Raw genomic sequence first — 16022 nt, forward strand, 5'->3', positions numbered from 1 at the left:
CATGACCGACGCACCCGCTTCGCCCCTCCACACCGAGCCCACCGCGGCACGGATCATCGCCGCCGAGGACGCCCACGTCGCCCACACCTACCACCCCCTCCCGGTCGTCGTGGCCGAGGGCGAGGGATCGTGGGTCACCGACACCGAGGGCAAGCGCTACCTCGACCTGCTCTCGGCCTACTCCGCGCTGAACTTCGGCCACCGGCATCCCGACCTCGTCGCTGCCGCCACCGCTCAGCTCGGCCGACTGACCCTCACCAGCCGCGCCTTCCACAACGACCAGCTCGGACCGTTCGCCGAGGCGCTCGCCGCTCTGTGCGGCAAGGATCTGGTGCTGCCGATGAACACCGGCGCCGAGGCCGTCGAGACCGGCATCAAGGTGGCCCGTGCGTGGGCGTACCGGGTCAAGGGCGTGCCGGCCGACAGCGCCACCGTCATCGTCGCCGACGGCAACTTCCACGGCCGCACGACCACGATCGTCGGATTCAGCGACGACCCCGTCGCCCACGACGACTTCGGGCCCTACGCCCCCGGTTTCGTCTCGGTGCCCTACGGGGATGCCGCGGCGATCGAAGCGGCGATCGACGACACCACGGCGGCGGTTCTGCTGGAGCCGATCCAGGGCGAAGCCGGGGTCATCGTGCCGCCGGCGGGCTACCTGGCGGCGGTGCGGGAGATCTGCACCCGGCGCGGCGTGCTGTTCATCGCCGATGAGATCCAGTCCGGCCTCGGCCGCGCCGGCACCACGTTCGCCTGCGACCGCGAAGACGTCGTGCCCGACCTGTACCTGCTGGGCAAGGCGCTCGGCGGCGGCATCGTGCCGGTGTCTGCCGTCGTGGGAGACCGCGGCGTGCTGGGAGTGCTGCGCCCCGGCGAGCACGGGTCGACCTTCGGGGGCAACCCGCTGGCGGCGGCGGTCGGCCGCCGGGTGGTGGAGCTTCTCGCGACCGGCAGGCTGCAGCAGCGGGCAGCGGCGCTCGGCGAGCACCTGGAGGCCGCGCTCACGCCGTTGATCGGCCACGGGGTGACCGCCGTGCGCGTCGCCGGGCTCTGGGCGGGTGTCGACATCGACCCCGCGCACGGCACCGGCAGGGAGGTCGCCGAGCGGTTGCTCCTGCGCGGCGTGCTGGCCAAGGACACGCACGGGCAGACCATCCGCCTGGCGCCGCCACTGGTGATCCGCGCGACCGAGCTGGACTGGGCGGTCGAGCAGCTCAAGGTCGCCCTGGGCTGACTCGCGGCGCACCGGCATCCGGCCGGAGAAACGGGCCCGAGTGGTCGGATGCCGCCTGCGTGTCAAGGTCGGCAACCCGGAAACATGGCGGCAACCCGGCGCGGATAGGGTGAATCCCATGGGTGATCTGTTCGACGGCTACGGCTCCATCTTGGCGCCACGCAAGACGCCGTCGGGCGTCCCGGCGTTCGACGAGATGTTCGGCCACCCAGACGGATCCGGTGCCCCGGTCGCCTCGCGGCGCGCCTATCGCGAGCTCTATCAGGCGCTGGCGCAGATGACCCAGGAAGAGCTGCGCGGACGCACCGATTCGCTCGCCAGCTCGTACCTCGCCCAGGGTGTCACGTTCGACTTCGCCGGCGAGGAGCGGCCGTTCCCGCTCGACGCGGTGCCGCGCATCATCGACTACGACGAGTGGTCGCGCATCGAGGCGGGCGTCAAGCAGCGTGTGCTCGCACTCGAGGCGTTCCTCGACGACACCTACGGGCACCAGCACTGCGTGCGCGACGGCGTGCTGCCGGCGGGCCTCATCGCCTCGTCGCAGTACTTCTACCGCCAGGCCGCCGGCATCCACGCCGCCAACGGTGTGCGCATCCACGTGTCGGGCATCGACCTCATCCGCGACGAGCACGGCGAGATGCGCGTGCTCGAGGACAACGTGCGTGTGCCCTCCGGTGTCAGCTACGTCATCTCCAACCGCCGGGTCATGGCCCAGACGCTGCCCGAGCTGTTCGTCTCGATGCGCGTGCGGCCCGTCGGCGACTACCCGAACAAGCTGCTCGCGGCACTGCGCGCGTCGGCCCCGCCCGGTGTCGAAGACCCCAACGTCGTGGTGCTCACTCCCGGCGTCTACAACTCGGCGTACTTCGAGCACACCCTGCTCGCCCGCCTCATGGGCGTGGAGCTCGTGGAGGGACGGGACCTCGTGTGCACCGGCGGCAAGGTGTTCATGCGCACCACCCGCGGACCGCAGCGCGTGGACGTCATCTACCGCCGCGTGGACGACGACTACCTCGACCCGCTGCAGTTCCGTGCCGATTCGATGCTCGGGGCCCCCGGCCTGATGCTCGCCGCGCGCCTGGGCAACGTGACGATCGCGAACGCCGTGGGCAACGGCGTCGCCGACGACAAGCTGCTCTACACGTACGTCCCCGACCTCATCCGCTACTACCTCGCCGAAGAGCCGATCCTCAAGAACGTCGACACCTGGCGCCTCGAGGATCCCGGCGCCCTCGAGGAGGTGCTGGACCGCCTCGACGAGCTGGTGGTCAAGCCCGTCGACGGCTCGGGCGGCAAGGGGCTGGTGGTGGGCCCGGATGCGTCACCGGCAGAGCTGGACAAACTGCGCGCCCGGCTCCGTGCCGACCCCCGCGGGTGGATCGCTCAGCCCGTCGTGATGCTCTCGACCATCCCGACCCTCGTCGAGGACGGCATGCGACCGCGGCACGCGGACCTGCGGCCCTTCGCCGTCCACGACGGCGACGACGTGTGGGTGCTCCCCGGTGGGCTCACACGCGTGGCGCTTCCGGAGGGACAGCTCGTGGTCAACTCCAGCCAGGGCGGCGGTTCCAAGGACACCTGGATCGTGGGAGGGGCGGCGCCCCGCGACGTCGAGTACGGACACGGCCGCGGTGGCGGCATGGCCGACCTCGTCGCCGATCAGGCCACGACCGAGGCGATCCCGGTGGTCTACGACGAGCAGGCCGCGCCCGTGCACTCGCCGCAGGACGCGCCGCGTGCGCGCGCCGAGCAGCAGGAACAGCAGCAACAGCAGCAGCAGACCGCGGTGCCGACGACCGGGGGGTGCCAGTCATGCTGAGCCGCATCGCAGAGAGCCTGTTCTGGATCGGGCGCTACATCGAGCGGGCGGACGGCACCGCTCGCATCCTCGACGTGCATCTGCAGCTGCTGCTGGAGGACCCCTGGATCGACGAGGACACCGCGTGCCGGTCGCTGCTCAGCGTCATGGGATCGATGCCGCCGGACGACGCCCTCGAGAAGGTCGAGCGGCAGGACGTCCTGGCGCGCCTGGCGGTGGACCGCGGCAACTCCTCGAGCATCGCGTACTCGCTGCACGCCGCACGCGAGAACGCCCGGCGGGCGCGCGAGATCGTCTCCACGGAGCTCTGGGAGACCCTCAACACGACCAATTCGCGGATGCCGCGTCGGCTGCAGTCCGAGAAGGTGCACGAGTTCTTCCAGTGGGTGCGCGAGCGCTCCGCGCTGGCCGTCGGCATCGTCGACTCGTCGACCAGTCGCGACGAGGCGTGGCAGTTCTTCACGCTCGGTCGCAGCATCGAACGCGCCGACATGACGGCACGCATGCTGGCGACACGGTCGCTGACAGAGGCATCCGGCCCGTCGTGGACGACCATCCTGCGGTCGTGCGGCGCCTACGAGGCGTATGTGCGCACCTACCGGGGCATGCCGAGCTCGCGCAACGCCGCCGAGTTCCTGCTGCTGGACCGGCTGTTCCCGCGGTCGATCATCTACTCGATCCAGCGCGCCGAGGAGTGCATGAGCGCCATCGATCCGCGCGCCGACCGGGTCGGGCACTCCAACGCCGTGCTCCGCGCCCTCGGTCGCATCCGCAACGATCTCGAGTACAGCCCCATCACCGACATCCTCGGGGAGCTGCCCGAGCATATGGAACGGGTGCAGACGGTGACGCGCGAAGCGTCGGAGGCGATCCGGCAGCGCTTCTTCCCCACCCAGGCCGAGCCCAGCTGGATCGGAGAGATCTCATGATGCGGCTGCGCGTCGAGCACACCACCGGCTTCGTCTACCCCGGGGAGGTGTCCGCGTCGTACAACGAGGCACGCATGCTGCCGGTGTCGACCGAGAACCAGTTCGTGCTGAGCTCCTCGCTGGACATCGAGCCGTCGACGAGCGTCAACCAGTACGTCGACTACTTCGGCACCCGGGTGGCGTCGTTCGACGTGCTGTCGGCGCACACCGCCCTGAACATCACGGCGCGCTCGCTCGTGGAGGTGCGGCCGCGTCCGCTGGAGCATCCCGAGATCTCGTGGGAGGACCTGGCCCGCGAGGCGCAGGGCGCGATCAGCACGGTCGAGATGCTCGCGCAGACGCCGCACACCGCCCCGCACGAGGAGGTGGCCCGCCTGGCGCGTTCGATCGCCGCCGAGCACGACGGCCCCGGCCACGCCGCGCACGCGATCGCCGTCGCCGTGGGCGACGCCGTCGAGTACGTCTACGGCAGCACCGGCGTGCACTCCACCGCCGCGGAGGCGTGGGAGAAGCGGTCGGGAGTCTGCCAGGACATGGCCCACATCACCCTCGGCGCCCTGCGCGAGGTGGGCATCCCCGCCCGGTACGTCTCGGGATACCTGCACCCCGACCCCGATGCCGAGGTGGGCGTGGCCGTCGTGGGCGAGTCGCACGCCTGGGTGGAGTGGTTCGCGGGCGACTGGCACGGCTTCGACCCGACGAACAACGTCGAGATCGGCGAGCGGCACGTGCTGGTCGGGCGCGGGCGGGATTACAGCGACGTGCCGCCGCTGCGCGGCGTGTACGGCGGCGCCACCAAGAGCGACCTGCACGTGCAGGTGACGATCACCCGCGAGGCCTGACCGCGCCGACGGCGATTCCGGCCGCCTCAGGCGGGCGGGCTGTCGGGGTCGAGCGTCTTGAGCGTCTCCTCCTCAGCCGGGTTGTCGGCTTCGAGCTGGTCCTGTGTGCCCTCGTCACCACCGAGCGGGGCTTCCTCGTCGTCGGCGGCTGGAGCGTTGTCGCGGTCCTGGTCCATGACGACACGGTAGGGGTCACCGCGCTCGGCCGCACCGGGCTTGCGCTGACCCCGGCGAGGTGCCACGGCGGATACCGCTCGGCGCTGCTCCGGTGTCGCAAAGGAGCGTGGAACGAGCGCCGCACTGTGCGGACGCGACACTCGAGCGGCTCTTCGCGACACCGGCGATCGCGGCGGGCGCCCGTAGGATCGGCCGGGAGCGGGGCCCGAGGCGCGGAGCGCCGACGATCGTCGGCTGCGCCTCTCGGCTCCGTCCTGATCTTCTCCGCTCGAAAGGCGACTCGTATGACCCGCACCCTCGGCACCACCGGCATTCCCGTCGGTGACATCACCCTCGGCACCTCGTCGCTCGGTGACGGCACCGCTCCCGGTTCGGCGGAAGAGGCCGCAGCCGTCGCGGCGGCGGTGGACCTGCTCACCGGTCCCTTCCCGCTCGTCGACACCTCGAACAACTACGGCGACGGCCGGTCCGAGGAGGTGCTCGGCCTCGCCCTCGCGCAGCTGGGGGGCCGCGCCGCCGCCCGCATCGCCACCAAGGTCGACCGTGACCCGGAGGCCGGCGCGTTCGACCGCGACCGGGTGCTGCGCTCCTACGAGGAGAGCCTCGCGCGGCTCGGCGTCGACCGCGTCGGCATCCTCCACTTCCACGACCCCTTCAGCGTCACCTTCGAGGAAGCCACCGCGCCCGGCGGGGGACTGGAGGGGATGCGTGAGCTGCGGGACTCGGGCGCCGTCGACGCGATCGGCATCGCGGCGGGGCCGATCCCGCTGATGACCCGGTACGTCGAGACCGGTCTGTTCGATCTGGTGCTGTCGCACAATCGCTTCACGCTCGTCGATCGCAGCGCCGAGGCGCTGTTCGCGGACGCGCGCCGCCGCGGCATGGGGGTCTTCAACGCGGCGCCGTTCGGTGCCGGCATCCTCGCGAAGGGGTCGGCGTCGCGGGCATCGTACGGCTACACCGAGGCCTCGCCCGGACTCGTCACCTGGATCCAGCGCGCCGAGGCGGTGTGCGCCGACCACGGTGTGCCGCTGGCCGCGGCGGCGCTGCACTTCTCGCTGCGCTCGGACCTCGTCGACTCCACGATCGTCGGCATCTCCTCGACGCGGCGGCTGCAGCAGCTGATTGCGCTGCGCGACACCTCGGTGCCCGACGCGCTCTGGGGAGACCTCGACGCGCTCGGGCCGGCGCCGACCCCGCTGGCGGCGCAGGACGCGGCGGCCGCGCTGTGAGCCGCCCCGCGATCGGCGTCATGCTGCCCCGCGACCTCGACGCGCACCAGGTGCAGACGTTCGTCCGCCGCGCCGAGGAGCTCGGGTTCGATGACCTGTGGATCGTCGAGGACCTCGGATTCCGCGGCGGCATCGCGCAGGCCGGTGCCGTGCTGGCGTGGACCGAGCGGATGCGCGTCGGGATCGGCATCCTCCCCGCCGGCGCCCGCAACGCCGCGTTCGCCGCGATGGAGCTGGCCACGCTCGCGCAGCTGTTCCCCGGGCGGATCGACGCCGGGATCGGGCACGGGATGCCGGACTGGATGCGCGCGGTCGGGGCATGGCCGTCCCGCCCGCTGGGGGCGCTCGAGGCCCACGTGACGGCGGTGCGGACCCTGCTCGCCGGGGGTGCGCTCGACAGCGACGTGCACCTGGACTCGACAGCGGTGCCGAGCGAGCGGCCCCCGCTGCTGCTGGGCGTGCGCGGCCCGAAGTCCCTCGCGCTGTCGGGGCGCATCGCCGACGGCACCGTGCTGGCCGAGCCGGTGACCCCGGAGTACGCGCGGGCGGCGGTGGCGCGGATCGACGCGGCATCCCCGCATCGGCTCGTCGCCTACAACGTCGGCGTCGTCGACGCGGATGCCGCGGCGGCCCTGGCGACGGCGCGCCCCGGGCTGGCCGCGATCGGCGAACCGGACTGGGCTCCGCACATCGAGCCGCTGCCGTTCGCGGCCGAGTTCGCAGCCCTGCGCGCACGGTGCGCCGACGGGGCGGAGTTCGCGCGCACGATGCCGGACGAGTGGGTGCGGCAGCTGGCGCTCGTCGGGACAGCCGCGCAGGTGCGTGCGCGCATCGACGAGCTCGCCGGCGCCGGTGTGCACAGTTCGGTGTTCATCCCCGTCGGCGACAGCCTCGCCGCCCTGGAGTCCCTGGCCGCCGTCCTCGACTGAGGATTCGTCCCGTCGAACCAGCGCGAGGCAGCACGTGGCAGCAGGTGGCAGCACGTGGGCGCGGATACTCGCCCAGACGACCACGGCTCACCCGGCTCGGGTTATGTTGTGGGGAACGCGAAAAGGCGAGGGGGCGGCATGCCGCAGCAGAACTGGGCAGGGAACTACACCTACCGGGCGCCGCGCATCGCGGTGGCCGAGACGATCGACGACGTCCGCCGGGTCGTCGCGGCGGGCGGCCCGGTCCGCGCGCTCGGCACCCGGCACTCCTTCACCGACCTCCCCGACACCGACGGCACGCTCATCGACGTCACCGGCATCGAGCCCGCCTTTGCGCTCGACGAGGCGGCGCAGACCATCACCGTCGGTGCGGGCACCCGCTACGGCGACCTCGCCCTCTGGCTCGAGGAGCGCGGCTGGGCCCTGGGCAACCTCGGCTCGCTGCCCCACATCAACGTCGGCGGCGCGATCGCGACCGGCACCCACGGATCCGGCAACGGCAACCGCGTGCTCTCGGCTGCCGTGCGGTCGCTGCGCTATGTCGGCGCCGACGGTGACGTGCACGAGGTGCGCCGCGGCGACCCCGACTTCCCCGCGCTCGCGGTGGGGCTCGGCGCCGCCGGCATCACCGTCACGGTCACCCTCGACGTGCAGCCCACCTTCCGCGTGCGGCAGGACATCTACACCGGCGTCACCTGGGATGCCGCGCTCGCCCGCTACGACGAGCTCACCTCCGCCGGCTACAGCGTTTCGGTGTTCTCCCGCTGGGAGGGTGACACCCTCGGCCATGTGTGGGTGAAGACCCGGCTGGATGCCGACGACGACCCGATCGGCGACACCCTGCTCGACGGCGAGCGCGAGCTCACCGGGCTGTCCCCCCTCGAGGGCATGACGAACGTCACGGAGCTCGCCGGCGTGCCCGGTCCCTGGCTGCTGCGGCTGCCGCACTTCCGCCTGGACATGCAGCCGTCGTTCGGCAACGAGATCCAGACGGAGTACTTCGTCGACCGCGCCGACGCCCCCGGCGCGCTCGCTGCCGTGAGGGGCCTCGGCGACGGCATCCGCCCGCATCTCATCGTGACCGAGCTGCGCACCGCCGCCGCCGACGACCTCTGGCTGAGCCCCGCCTACGAGCGGGATGCCGCGATCATCCACTTCACGTGGGAGAACCACCCCGATGAGGTCGCCGCGCTGCTGCCCGGCATCGAGGACGCGCTGGCCCCCTTCGCGGCGCGCCCGCACTGGGGCAAGGCGCACGCGTTCGACCGCGCCGCGATCGAGCGGGTGCACCCGCGCCTCGCCGACGCCCGCGGCGTGTTCGAGCGACTCGACCCGGACGGTCGCTTCGTCAACGCGCACCTGGTGCGCGTGGGCGTGCGCGACCCGCGCTGACGCCCGCCTGCGACGGTGTCAGCGCTGTTCGCAGAGACCGGTCAGCCCGCGAAGCGCTCCCGAGCCTCGCGCGCGGCCCGGGCGTCCCGCTCGCGGTCGTCCGGTAGCCGGATCGGCGTGGTGCCCGCGATCTCGTCGGAGAACGCCTCAGGCGGCACGATGGCCACAGGACGGGTCTCGCCGAGCGTGACGCCGAACCGCCGTGTCTCAGAGCGGCGGACACGGCCGGACACGAGCATCCAGGTGGCGCCGATCGCGAACGCCACGAACGCCGCGACGGCACCGAGGAGGATCGCCGCGCGCGGGCCGAACTCCGCTGCCACCCAGCCGACGATGGGGGCCCCGAGGGGAGTGCCGCCCATGAGGATCGCCATGTACAGCGCCAGCACGCGGCCGCGCAGGGCGGGGTCGGTCGTGGTCTGCACGTAGCCGTTCGCGGTGGTGAGGGTCGTCACGACGGCGAAGCCGGTGAGCATGAGGGTCAGCGCGTACAGCCAGTAGTTGGGCATGAACGCCGAGACGGTGATGGCGACGGCGAACATCAGCGTGCCGAGGATGACCACGCGGATGCGGGCACGGTCGCGGCGGGCGGCCAAGAGCGCGCCGATGAGCGACCCGACGGCCAGGATCGAGCTGAGCAGGCCGTAGCCGTCGGCCTCCTGGCCGAACTCCAGGGCCATCGTCGAGGCGAAGATGGGGAAGTTCATGCCGAAGGCGCCGAGCAGGAACACCATCGCGAAGGCGACCATCAGATCGGGGCGCTTGCCGACGTAGCGGAACCCGTCGGCGAGCCGCGAGGCGCCCGGCGCCTTCACGCGCGGGATGAGCTCGTCCGTCCGGATCAGCATGAGGGCGCCGATCATCGCGAGGAAGGTCACCGCGTTGACGAAGAACACCCAGCCGGTTCCCACCGCGACGATGACGACGCCGGCGACGGCGGGGCCGATCATGCGGGCGCCGTTGAAGGATGCCGCGTTGAGCGCGACGGCGTTGGAGGCGTTCTCACGGGAGACGAGGTCCGAGACGAACGCCTGGCGCGACGGGTTGTCGAACGCCGAGATGACGCCCAGCAGCAGCGCGAACCCGTACATCAGGCCGAGCGTCATGACGTCGGCCAGCAGCAGCGCGCCGATGACGAGCCCGACCAGCAGCAGCAGGCTCTGGGTGAGCATGAGCAGCTTGCGCCGGTCGAAGCGGTCTGCCACCCATCCGGTGACGCCCACCAGCAGCAGCGGCGGGGCGAACTGCAGCGCCATCGTGATGCCCATGGCGCCGGCGTCGTTGTCGGTGAGGGCGGTGAGCACGACCCAGCTGAGCGCGGTCGCCTGCATCCACGCGCCGATGTTCGACACGAGCGCGCCGATGAACCAGACGCGGTAGTTGAAGATGGAGAAGGAGCGGAACATCGCACTCATCGCGAGGCCACCTCCCGCATGATGTCGGCGGCCTGCGCGAGCACGTCGCGGTCGGCGTCGCTCAGCGACGCCAGGGCGGCCTCGAGCCACGAGTCCCGCCGGCGCGTGGTCTCCTCGACCACGGCGCGGCCGGCGTCGGTGAGCGAGATCGTGACCTTGCGGCGGTCCTGCTCGTCGGGGGTGCGCGCGACGTAGCCGGACTCCTCGAGGCAGTTGACGGTGCGGTTCATCGACGGCGCCGACACGCGCTCGCGGTCGGCCAGTTCACCGAGGGCATGCGGGCCGTGCACGGTGAGAGCGGCGAGCACCGCGAACTGGCCGTCGCTCATCTCGTCGACCGCGCGCTGGGCGCGCAGGCGTCGTGCGAGACGGAAGGTCGCCATGCGCAGGTCGGATGCCGCGGCGGCGAGATCGGCGGTGGGGGAGGGCGGAGCGGAGGCGTCTGTCGTTGTCATGCGGTTCATTAGCATAGCTCATTAGTGTTGCTAAGTAAACCGGGGAGGCGGCCGTGCAGCGCCCGCGGGGCTTGTCAATCCGGTGTGGGGCGCCCTCTCATCGGCGCCGTGGAAGCGCGAACCACCAGGTGAGGCTGCACCGTGAGCTCTCCGGGCGGATCGTCGCGCCCTTCGAGTTGCGCGGTGACGTAACCCACGGCTGCGCGAGCCAGCTCTGCGAACGGCTGCGCGACGGTGGTCAGCGCAGGAGAGCAGAAGGCCGCGAGTCGGATGTTATCGACGCCGACAACGGAGACGTCCGCGGGAACGCGACGGCCGGCTTCGTTGAGCCCGCGGATGAGCCCGAATGCCATTTCATCGTTCGCCACGAACACTGCCGTGACGTCGGTACGGGCACCCAGGGAGCGCCCCGCCGCGTACCCCGATTCCGGGCTCCAGTCGCCATGGATGATGTCCGGTACCGGTCGCGCCGCCTCGTCCAGCGACGCGCGCCACCCGGCAGATCGCTCCGCGGCATCCACCCAGTCCTCCGGTCCGGACACGTGCCACACCGTTTCGTGCCCCAGCGACAGCAGATGGTCGGTGGCCAGTTGTGCCAGCTCTCGCTGGTCAACGGCGAGCGAGCGCGCCCTGCGCACGGGAGACCCGCCGATCGTCGCCGTGGGCAGTCGGTCAGTGATCTCCTCGATCCGATTGTCGTGAGTGCGCAGAGGTACGGCGAGGATGATCGCTTCGGAACCGAGTCGCTCCAGTCGGCGCAGCGCCGCGCTGATCGCGCTCGCATCGAGCGAGGAGATTTGAGTGCCCACGACGCTGTATCCGAGTTCGTCGGCGGCACGCTCCAGACTCGCTTGAGTCATCGACCCGGCATACGACTCGGTTGCCATGGCAACGACGCCGATCGTCCGTGTGCGTCCGGAAGACAGTGCCTGGGCGGCGGTGTTCATCCGGTAACCCAGCCGTTCCACGGCAGCCAGCACTCGCCTGCGCTTGTCCGCGGTCACGTAGGGGTGGTCGCGCATGACGCGTGACACGGTCTGAGCAGAGACGCCGGCCTCGCGCGCGACATCGATCATGGCGGGAGGCTTGCTCTCGCGCCCCTCGCTCGGAGCCTTCCCCACTCGCGCCTCGCTTCGTCGTCCGGCAGGGCTGATGGCGCCCCGTTCCACCGTTGACAGAGCATAGCAACGTCCCATATGTTATCGATGCCATAGGTCGCACAGCATGGTGCGACCGGACAATGACCGTCCGAGAAAGTAGGTCTCAGTGAAGTCACCGACCGAGCGCCGCAGTCGAAGGCTGCCCACCGTGCTCACGGCAACCATGACCGCCGTTGCATTCGCGTTGAGCTCGCTCGTCGCGACCGCCCCCGCTGTCGCTTCCGCCCTGGACCCCGGACCCGTGGAGCTTCCCTCCGTGATCCCGTCGATCGAGCAGTGGCAGCAATCGGGCGGCTCCTTCGGCGCCGCCGACGACCTCGCGGTCGTTGTCGCCACCGAGAGCGAGCGCCTCGAGTCGATCGCAGGCATCCTGCGCGAAGAACTCGCCGTGGATTACGCCGGGGTGAGCGTGACGGCCGGGCCGGGTGCAGCGGGTGACATCGTGCTTCGGCTGGATGAGGGCCGCACGGACCTCGAGACCGAGGGGTACGAACTCAAGGTCGGCGATCGCATCGAGATCGTCGCGGCGGACCCGGCCGGCGTCTTCTACGGCACCCGCACCGTCGTGCAGATGCTCATGCAGCAGGACACCCTGCCGCAGGGCTCTCTCATCGACGTGCCGGAATACGAGGAGCGCGGCGTCACCGTCTGCGCCTGCGTGATCAACATCTCCACGGAATTCATGGACCGTCTCATCGAGGAGATGGCCTTCCTCAAGCTCAACACGATGCTCGTGGAGTTGAAGGTCAAGGTCGACGCCTATCCAGAGACCAACACCTGGTCGTACTACACCAAGGACGACATCACCGCCCTCGTGGCGAAGGCCGGCGCCTACGGCATCGACGTCATCCCGGAGATCAACTCTCCCGGTCATATGGAAATCTGGCTGGAGAACAAGCCGGAATTGCAGTTGACCAATGAGCGGACCGGGGCCAAGGACGAGGTCCGCATGGACATCACCAAGCCCGAGTCGTTCGAGTTCTACGCCGACTTGATCGATGAGTACTTCGACGTCTTCACGACCGAGTACTGGCACATGGGCGTCGACGAGTACATGCTCGGCAGCGGCTACGCCAACTTCCCCCAGGTCAAACGCTTCGCGGAGGCGGAGTTCGGTGCCGGTGCTACGGAGAACGACGTCGTCGCGTGGTACGTCAACAAGGTCAACGACTACGTCAAGTCCAAAGACAAGAAGCTGCGCATCTGGAATGACGGTGTCATCACCGACAACCAGTTCGTCGACTTCGACACCGACATCATCGTCGAGCATTGGAACCCGGCGGCATCCACCGTCAAGCCTCAGCAGTTCATCGATTGGGGGCACCAGGTCGCCAACATCTCCAACTCGCTCTACATGGTGCGTGGCGGCTACGGGGTCAACTCGCAGCGTCTCTACGAGCAGGGCTGGACCCCGGAGGTCTTCTACGACCAGACCGTCACCCGTGGTACCGATCAGATCCTGGGCGCGCGGATGAGTATCTGGCCCGACGGTGGTACGCCGAGCGAGGCGGAGAACACCACCGAGGCACGCATGTTCGAACCGTTGCGTTTCGTCGCGCAGGCGACCTGGTCCGCCTCGCGGCCTTGGGCGACCTTCGCGGAATTCCGTGCCGACATGGACACCATCGGCCGTGCGCCGCTCTGGGACGAGGTGCAGCGCCAGCCGCTGCCGGACGGCACGTTCACGCTGACGGGTGCAGCCGGTGAGGGTGCTCTTGCAGCGGGTGAGGACGGAGGGCTCGTTCTGTCGGATGCCGGTGCGCCGTTGGCCTTCACTCGCACCGCCGACGGTTACTACACCATCCGCTCCACCGACGGTCTCTGCCTCGATCTGGCGCGCGACGGCACCATGCGCCTGGATGTGCCGGTCGAGATCGGTGCCGACATCCGCTTGAGCACCTGTGCGACCACGACTCTGCAGAAGTGGCAGCTGCGCAAGGTCGACGGTGGCTACACGATCGTCAACGCCGCGAGCCAGCAGTTCGTGTCCGTTTCCCGCAGCCTGGTCGACGTGCCGGTGGCCCGCGAGGGGTTCAAGACCGTCGCCGACGGTCGTGTCGTGCAGACGCCCGGCGACTGGGGTAAGACGGTGTGGAAGGTGGTGGGTGACGTCGCGATGACGGCGACGCCGACTGCGCTGTCCGCCGTTCCCGGCACCAGCGGTGACGTCGCCGTCACTGTGACGAACATGGCCGGCTCCGTGCTGGAAGGCGCGACGGTGCGCGTCGCCTCGGCAGCCGCCGGATGGACAGCGCTGCCGGCATCGGTGCCGCTGGAGCCGCTGGCGCCCGGGGAGATGGGGGAAGCGGCCTTTGTCCTGCACAACGTCAACTCGGCCTCCGGAACGGGCACGTTCGTGTTCGAGCTGGTGGGGGCCGATGGGACCGTCCTCACGCAGACCGCGGTCTCGACCGTCGGGGTGTGCTCGGCGGAAACGGTACGCCCCTCGGCCGCTGTGGCATCCTCCGAGCAGAGCAGCGGGGAACCGAGGCCGAGTGGTCCCGCCAGCGCGGTGATCGACGGTGACCCGGCGACCTACTGGCACTCCCAGTACTCACCGGTCGAGCCGCGACATCCGCACTCGGTCGTCATCGACCTGGGCGCCGATGAGTCCGTGTGCGGTCTGTGGTACACGGCGCGGTCCGGCGGAGCCGGCACCGGTGCGGCGAACGGGCGCATCGACGAGTACGACGTGTATGTGTCGAGCACTGTGGCAACGGTGAACGGTGACTGGGGGGAGCCTGTCGTCAGCGGTGCCTTCCAGAACACCGCAGACGCACAGCTGGCGGCCTTCCCTGCCCAGGAGGCGCGCTACATCAAGCTCGTCTCCCGGAGCGCGATCAACGGCCAGCCGTGGGCGACCATCGGCGAGTTGGCGGCCGCGGGTCCTGCCGCGGCGATCCCGGTGTTCGATGAGGCGGAGATCGATCTGAGCGCGGCGAGCGTTCAGGCCGGCGGTGAGGTCGCCGTCTCGGGCACCGGGTTCGCCCCCGGTGAAGCGGTGAGCTTCACGCTGGGGCAGCCGGTGGCCACGATGAGCCGTGCGGCCGCGGCGGCCAGCCTGCTGGAGTTGTCTGCGGATGCCGGTGGTGCCTTCAGCGGCGTGGTGGTCATCCCGCCGGCCACGGCAGCGGGCACGTACGTGCTCGCGGCGGTCGGAGCGGTGTCAGCCGCCCAGGCAAGCGGGACCCTGGCGGTCACCGCGGCGCCAGCCCGACCTGGCGACGTCCCCGCGGCGCCGGTGCAGCCCGGCGACCTCCCGGCGGTGCCGGGTGCCGGGGGAGGTGGGGGTGCGGAAGCCACCGACCCCGAGTCGGCTGGCTCGCTGGCCAACACCGGTGGTGAGCTGGCGGTTGCCGGCGGTATCGCCACGGGCGTGCTGCTGCTGATCATCGGCATCGGGCTGGCGCTCCTGAGGCGCCGCAGGGCGGTTCAGGCGTCCTGACCCGCCGCGCGCAGAGGGCTCCGCCTGTGGGCGGGGTCCTCTGCGCACGGGTCACCCTAGACTCATCGGCATGCCCGAGTTCATCGATGCGCACGGCATCGCGATCGTCTACGACGTCCACCCCGCCCGTACCGAGCCGCGCGGCATCGTGCAGGTGCTGCACGGCGTCGGCGAGCACGCCGGGCGCTATAACGCGCTCATCGAGACCCTCACTGACGCCGGGTACACCGTGTACGCCGACGACCACCGGGGCCACGGCCGCACCGGCATGCGCCAGCACGGCGGCGATGCGTCAAAGCTCGGCCGGCTCGGAAAAGGCGGGCTGCGGGCGGCGAAGGAAGCCATCTGGCAGCTGACCCGGATCATCCACGACGACGAGGACCCCGGCCTGCCCCTCATCCTCTTCGGGCACTCGTGGGGGTCGTTCCTCGCGCAGATGCTGGTGGACGAGCATCCCTTCGCCTACGACGCGCTCGTGCTGTCGGGTTCGGCGCTGCGGTGGCCGGGGTCACTCAACCCCGGCGACCTCAACGCCCCCTGGAAGACCGAGGAGGCGACGGGCGCTGAGTGGCTGTCGTCCGACGCCGCGATCGGTCAGGCCTTCCTCGACGACCCGCTCACCACGAGCGTGCCCCTGCTGAAGCTCTTCGGCCCGCTCGACGCCCTGCGCCTGTACGGGCGCCCGCGGCGCAACCCCGGCGTGGATCTGCCGGTGCTGCTGCAAGTGGGCCGTGACGACACGGTGGGCGGACCGCGCAGCGTGCATCGGCTGGCCGACGCGTACCGGCGCCGCAGCGGGTTCAGCGACGTCACGACGCTCGTCTATCCCGACGCGCGCCACGAGATCTACAACGAGGTGGAGCAGGCGCAGGTGCGCGCCGATCTCATCGCGTGGCTCGACGCGCGCTTCCCGCCGCGCCCCCACGTGACCGACCCCGAGGCCGTTCCCGCCCCGTGAGCCCGCCCGCCGGCCGCCCCAGCCGGTGAAACGAC

13 protein-coding genes are annotated in these 16022 nt (G+C 70.7%); 9 read left to right on the plus strand and 4 right to left on the minus strand.

All coding sequences use genetic code 11. The features are described from left to right. Position 1 precedes the first annotated feature (1 nt). From rocD to QNO26_RS01700, 4 genes are all read left to right on the plus strand, one after another. Complete coding sequence (rocD, locus tag QNO26_RS01685) at positions 2 to 1234, plus strand: ornithine--oxo-acid transaminase (RefSeq protein WP_257531819.1); 1233 nt, start codon at positions 2 to 4, stop codon at positions 1232 to 1234. A gap of 118 nt (positions 1235 to 1352) precedes the next feature. Next, positions 1353 to 3053 (plus strand): circularly permuted type 2 ATP-grasp protein, encoded by a 1701-nt coding sequence (locus QNO26_RS01690; RefSeq protein ID WP_257638700.1) that lies wholly within the window; start codon positions 1353 to 1355, stop codon positions 3051 to 3053. After that, the gene (locus QNO26_RS01695) at positions 3047 to 3982 is read left to right on the plus strand and encodes an alpha-E domain-containing protein (RefSeq protein ID WP_257531823.1); all 936 of its coding nucleotides are present in this window, start codon (positions 3047 to 3049) and stop codon (positions 3980 to 3982) included. Before QNO26_RS01690 ends, QNO26_RS01695 begins: the two co-directional genes overlap by 7 nt. Beyond that, a complete protein-coding gene (locus QNO26_RS01700; RefSeq protein ID WP_257531824.1) occupies positions 3979 to 4824 on the plus strand; it encodes a transglutaminase family protein in 846 nt (281 codons plus the stop codon). Before QNO26_RS01695 ends, QNO26_RS01700 begins: the two co-directional genes overlap by 4 nt. A gap of 26 nt (positions 4825 to 4850) precedes the next feature. Here the strand turns inward: QNO26_RS01700 and QNO26_RS01705 are convergent, their stop codons facing one another. Next, complete coding sequence (locus QNO26_RS01705) at positions 4851 to 5000, minus strand: hypothetical protein (protein ID WP_257531827.1); 150 nt, start codon at positions 4998 to 5000, stop codon at positions 4851 to 4853. Between the two features lie 285 nt (positions 5001 to 5285). Between QNO26_RS01705 and QNO26_RS01710 the strand changes: the two genes are divergently transcribed. The 3 genes from QNO26_RS01710 (at position 5286) to QNO26_RS01720 (ending at position 8554) form a co-directional block, all read left to right on the plus strand. After that, positions 5286 to 6233: an aldo/keto reductase gene (locus QNO26_RS01710; protein WP_257531830.1), complete on the plus strand. Its 948-nt coding sequence runs from the start codon at positions 5286 to 5288 to the stop codon at positions 6231 to 6233. Next, positions 6230 to 7162, plus strand: a complete 933-nt coding sequence (locus QNO26_RS01715; protein WP_257638699.1) for an LLM class flavin-dependent oxidoreductase — start codon at positions 6230 to 6232, stop codon at positions 7160 to 7162. Before QNO26_RS01710 ends, QNO26_RS01715 begins: the two co-directional genes overlap by 4 nt. A gap of 138 nt (positions 7163 to 7300) precedes the next feature. Then, positions 7301 to 8554, plus strand: a complete 1254-nt coding sequence (locus QNO26_RS01720) for an FAD-binding protein (RefSeq protein WP_257531834.1) — start codon at positions 7301 to 7303, stop codon at positions 8552 to 8554. Between the two features lie 41 nt (positions 8555 to 8595). On the opposite strand, the gene QNO26_RS01725 is transcribed toward QNO26_RS01720, so the two are convergent. The 3 genes from QNO26_RS01725 to QNO26_RS01735 form a co-directional block, all read right to left on the minus strand. Beyond that, positions 8596 to 9960: an MFS transporter gene (locus QNO26_RS01725; protein WP_374679397.1), complete on the minus strand. Its 1365-nt coding sequence runs from the start codon at positions 9958 to 9960 to the stop codon at positions 8596 to 8598. A 5-nt stretch (positions 9961 to 9965) separates the two neighbouring features. Continuing rightward, complete coding sequence (locus QNO26_RS01730; protein WP_257531837.1) at positions 9966 to 10424, minus strand: MarR family winged helix-turn-helix transcriptional regulator; 459 nt, start codon at positions 10422 to 10424, stop codon at positions 9966 to 9968. Positions 10425 to 10498: 74 nt separating this feature from the next. Continuing rightward, positions 10499 to 11500, minus strand: coding sequence for a LacI family DNA-binding transcriptional regulator (locus tag QNO26_RS01735; protein WP_257531839.1), 1002 nt, complete (start codon positions 11498 to 11500; stop codon positions 10499 to 10501). Positions 11501 to 11732: 232 nt separating this feature from the next. Between QNO26_RS01735 and QNO26_RS01740 the strand changes: the two genes are divergently transcribed. Continuing rightward, positions 11733 to 15029, plus strand: coding sequence for a family 20 glycosylhydrolase (locus QNO26_RS01740; RefSeq protein ID WP_257638698.1), 3297 nt, complete (start codon positions 11733 to 11735; stop codon positions 15027 to 15029). A gap of 70 nt (positions 15030 to 15099) precedes the next feature. Then, positions 15100 to 15987 carry an alpha/beta hydrolase gene (locus QNO26_RS01745; RefSeq protein ID WP_257531843.1) on the plus strand — a complete coding sequence of 296 codons (888 nt, stop codon included), beginning with the start codon at positions 15100 to 15102 and terminating at the stop codon, positions 15985 to 15987. Positions 15988 to 16022 lie beyond the last annotated feature (35 nt).

It is taken from the genome of Microbacterium sp. zg-Y1090 (genome assembly GCF_030246945.1).
Taxonomy (GTDB): Bacteria; Actinomycetota; Actinomycetes; order Actinomycetales; family Microbacteriaceae; genus Microbacterium; species Microbacterium wangruii.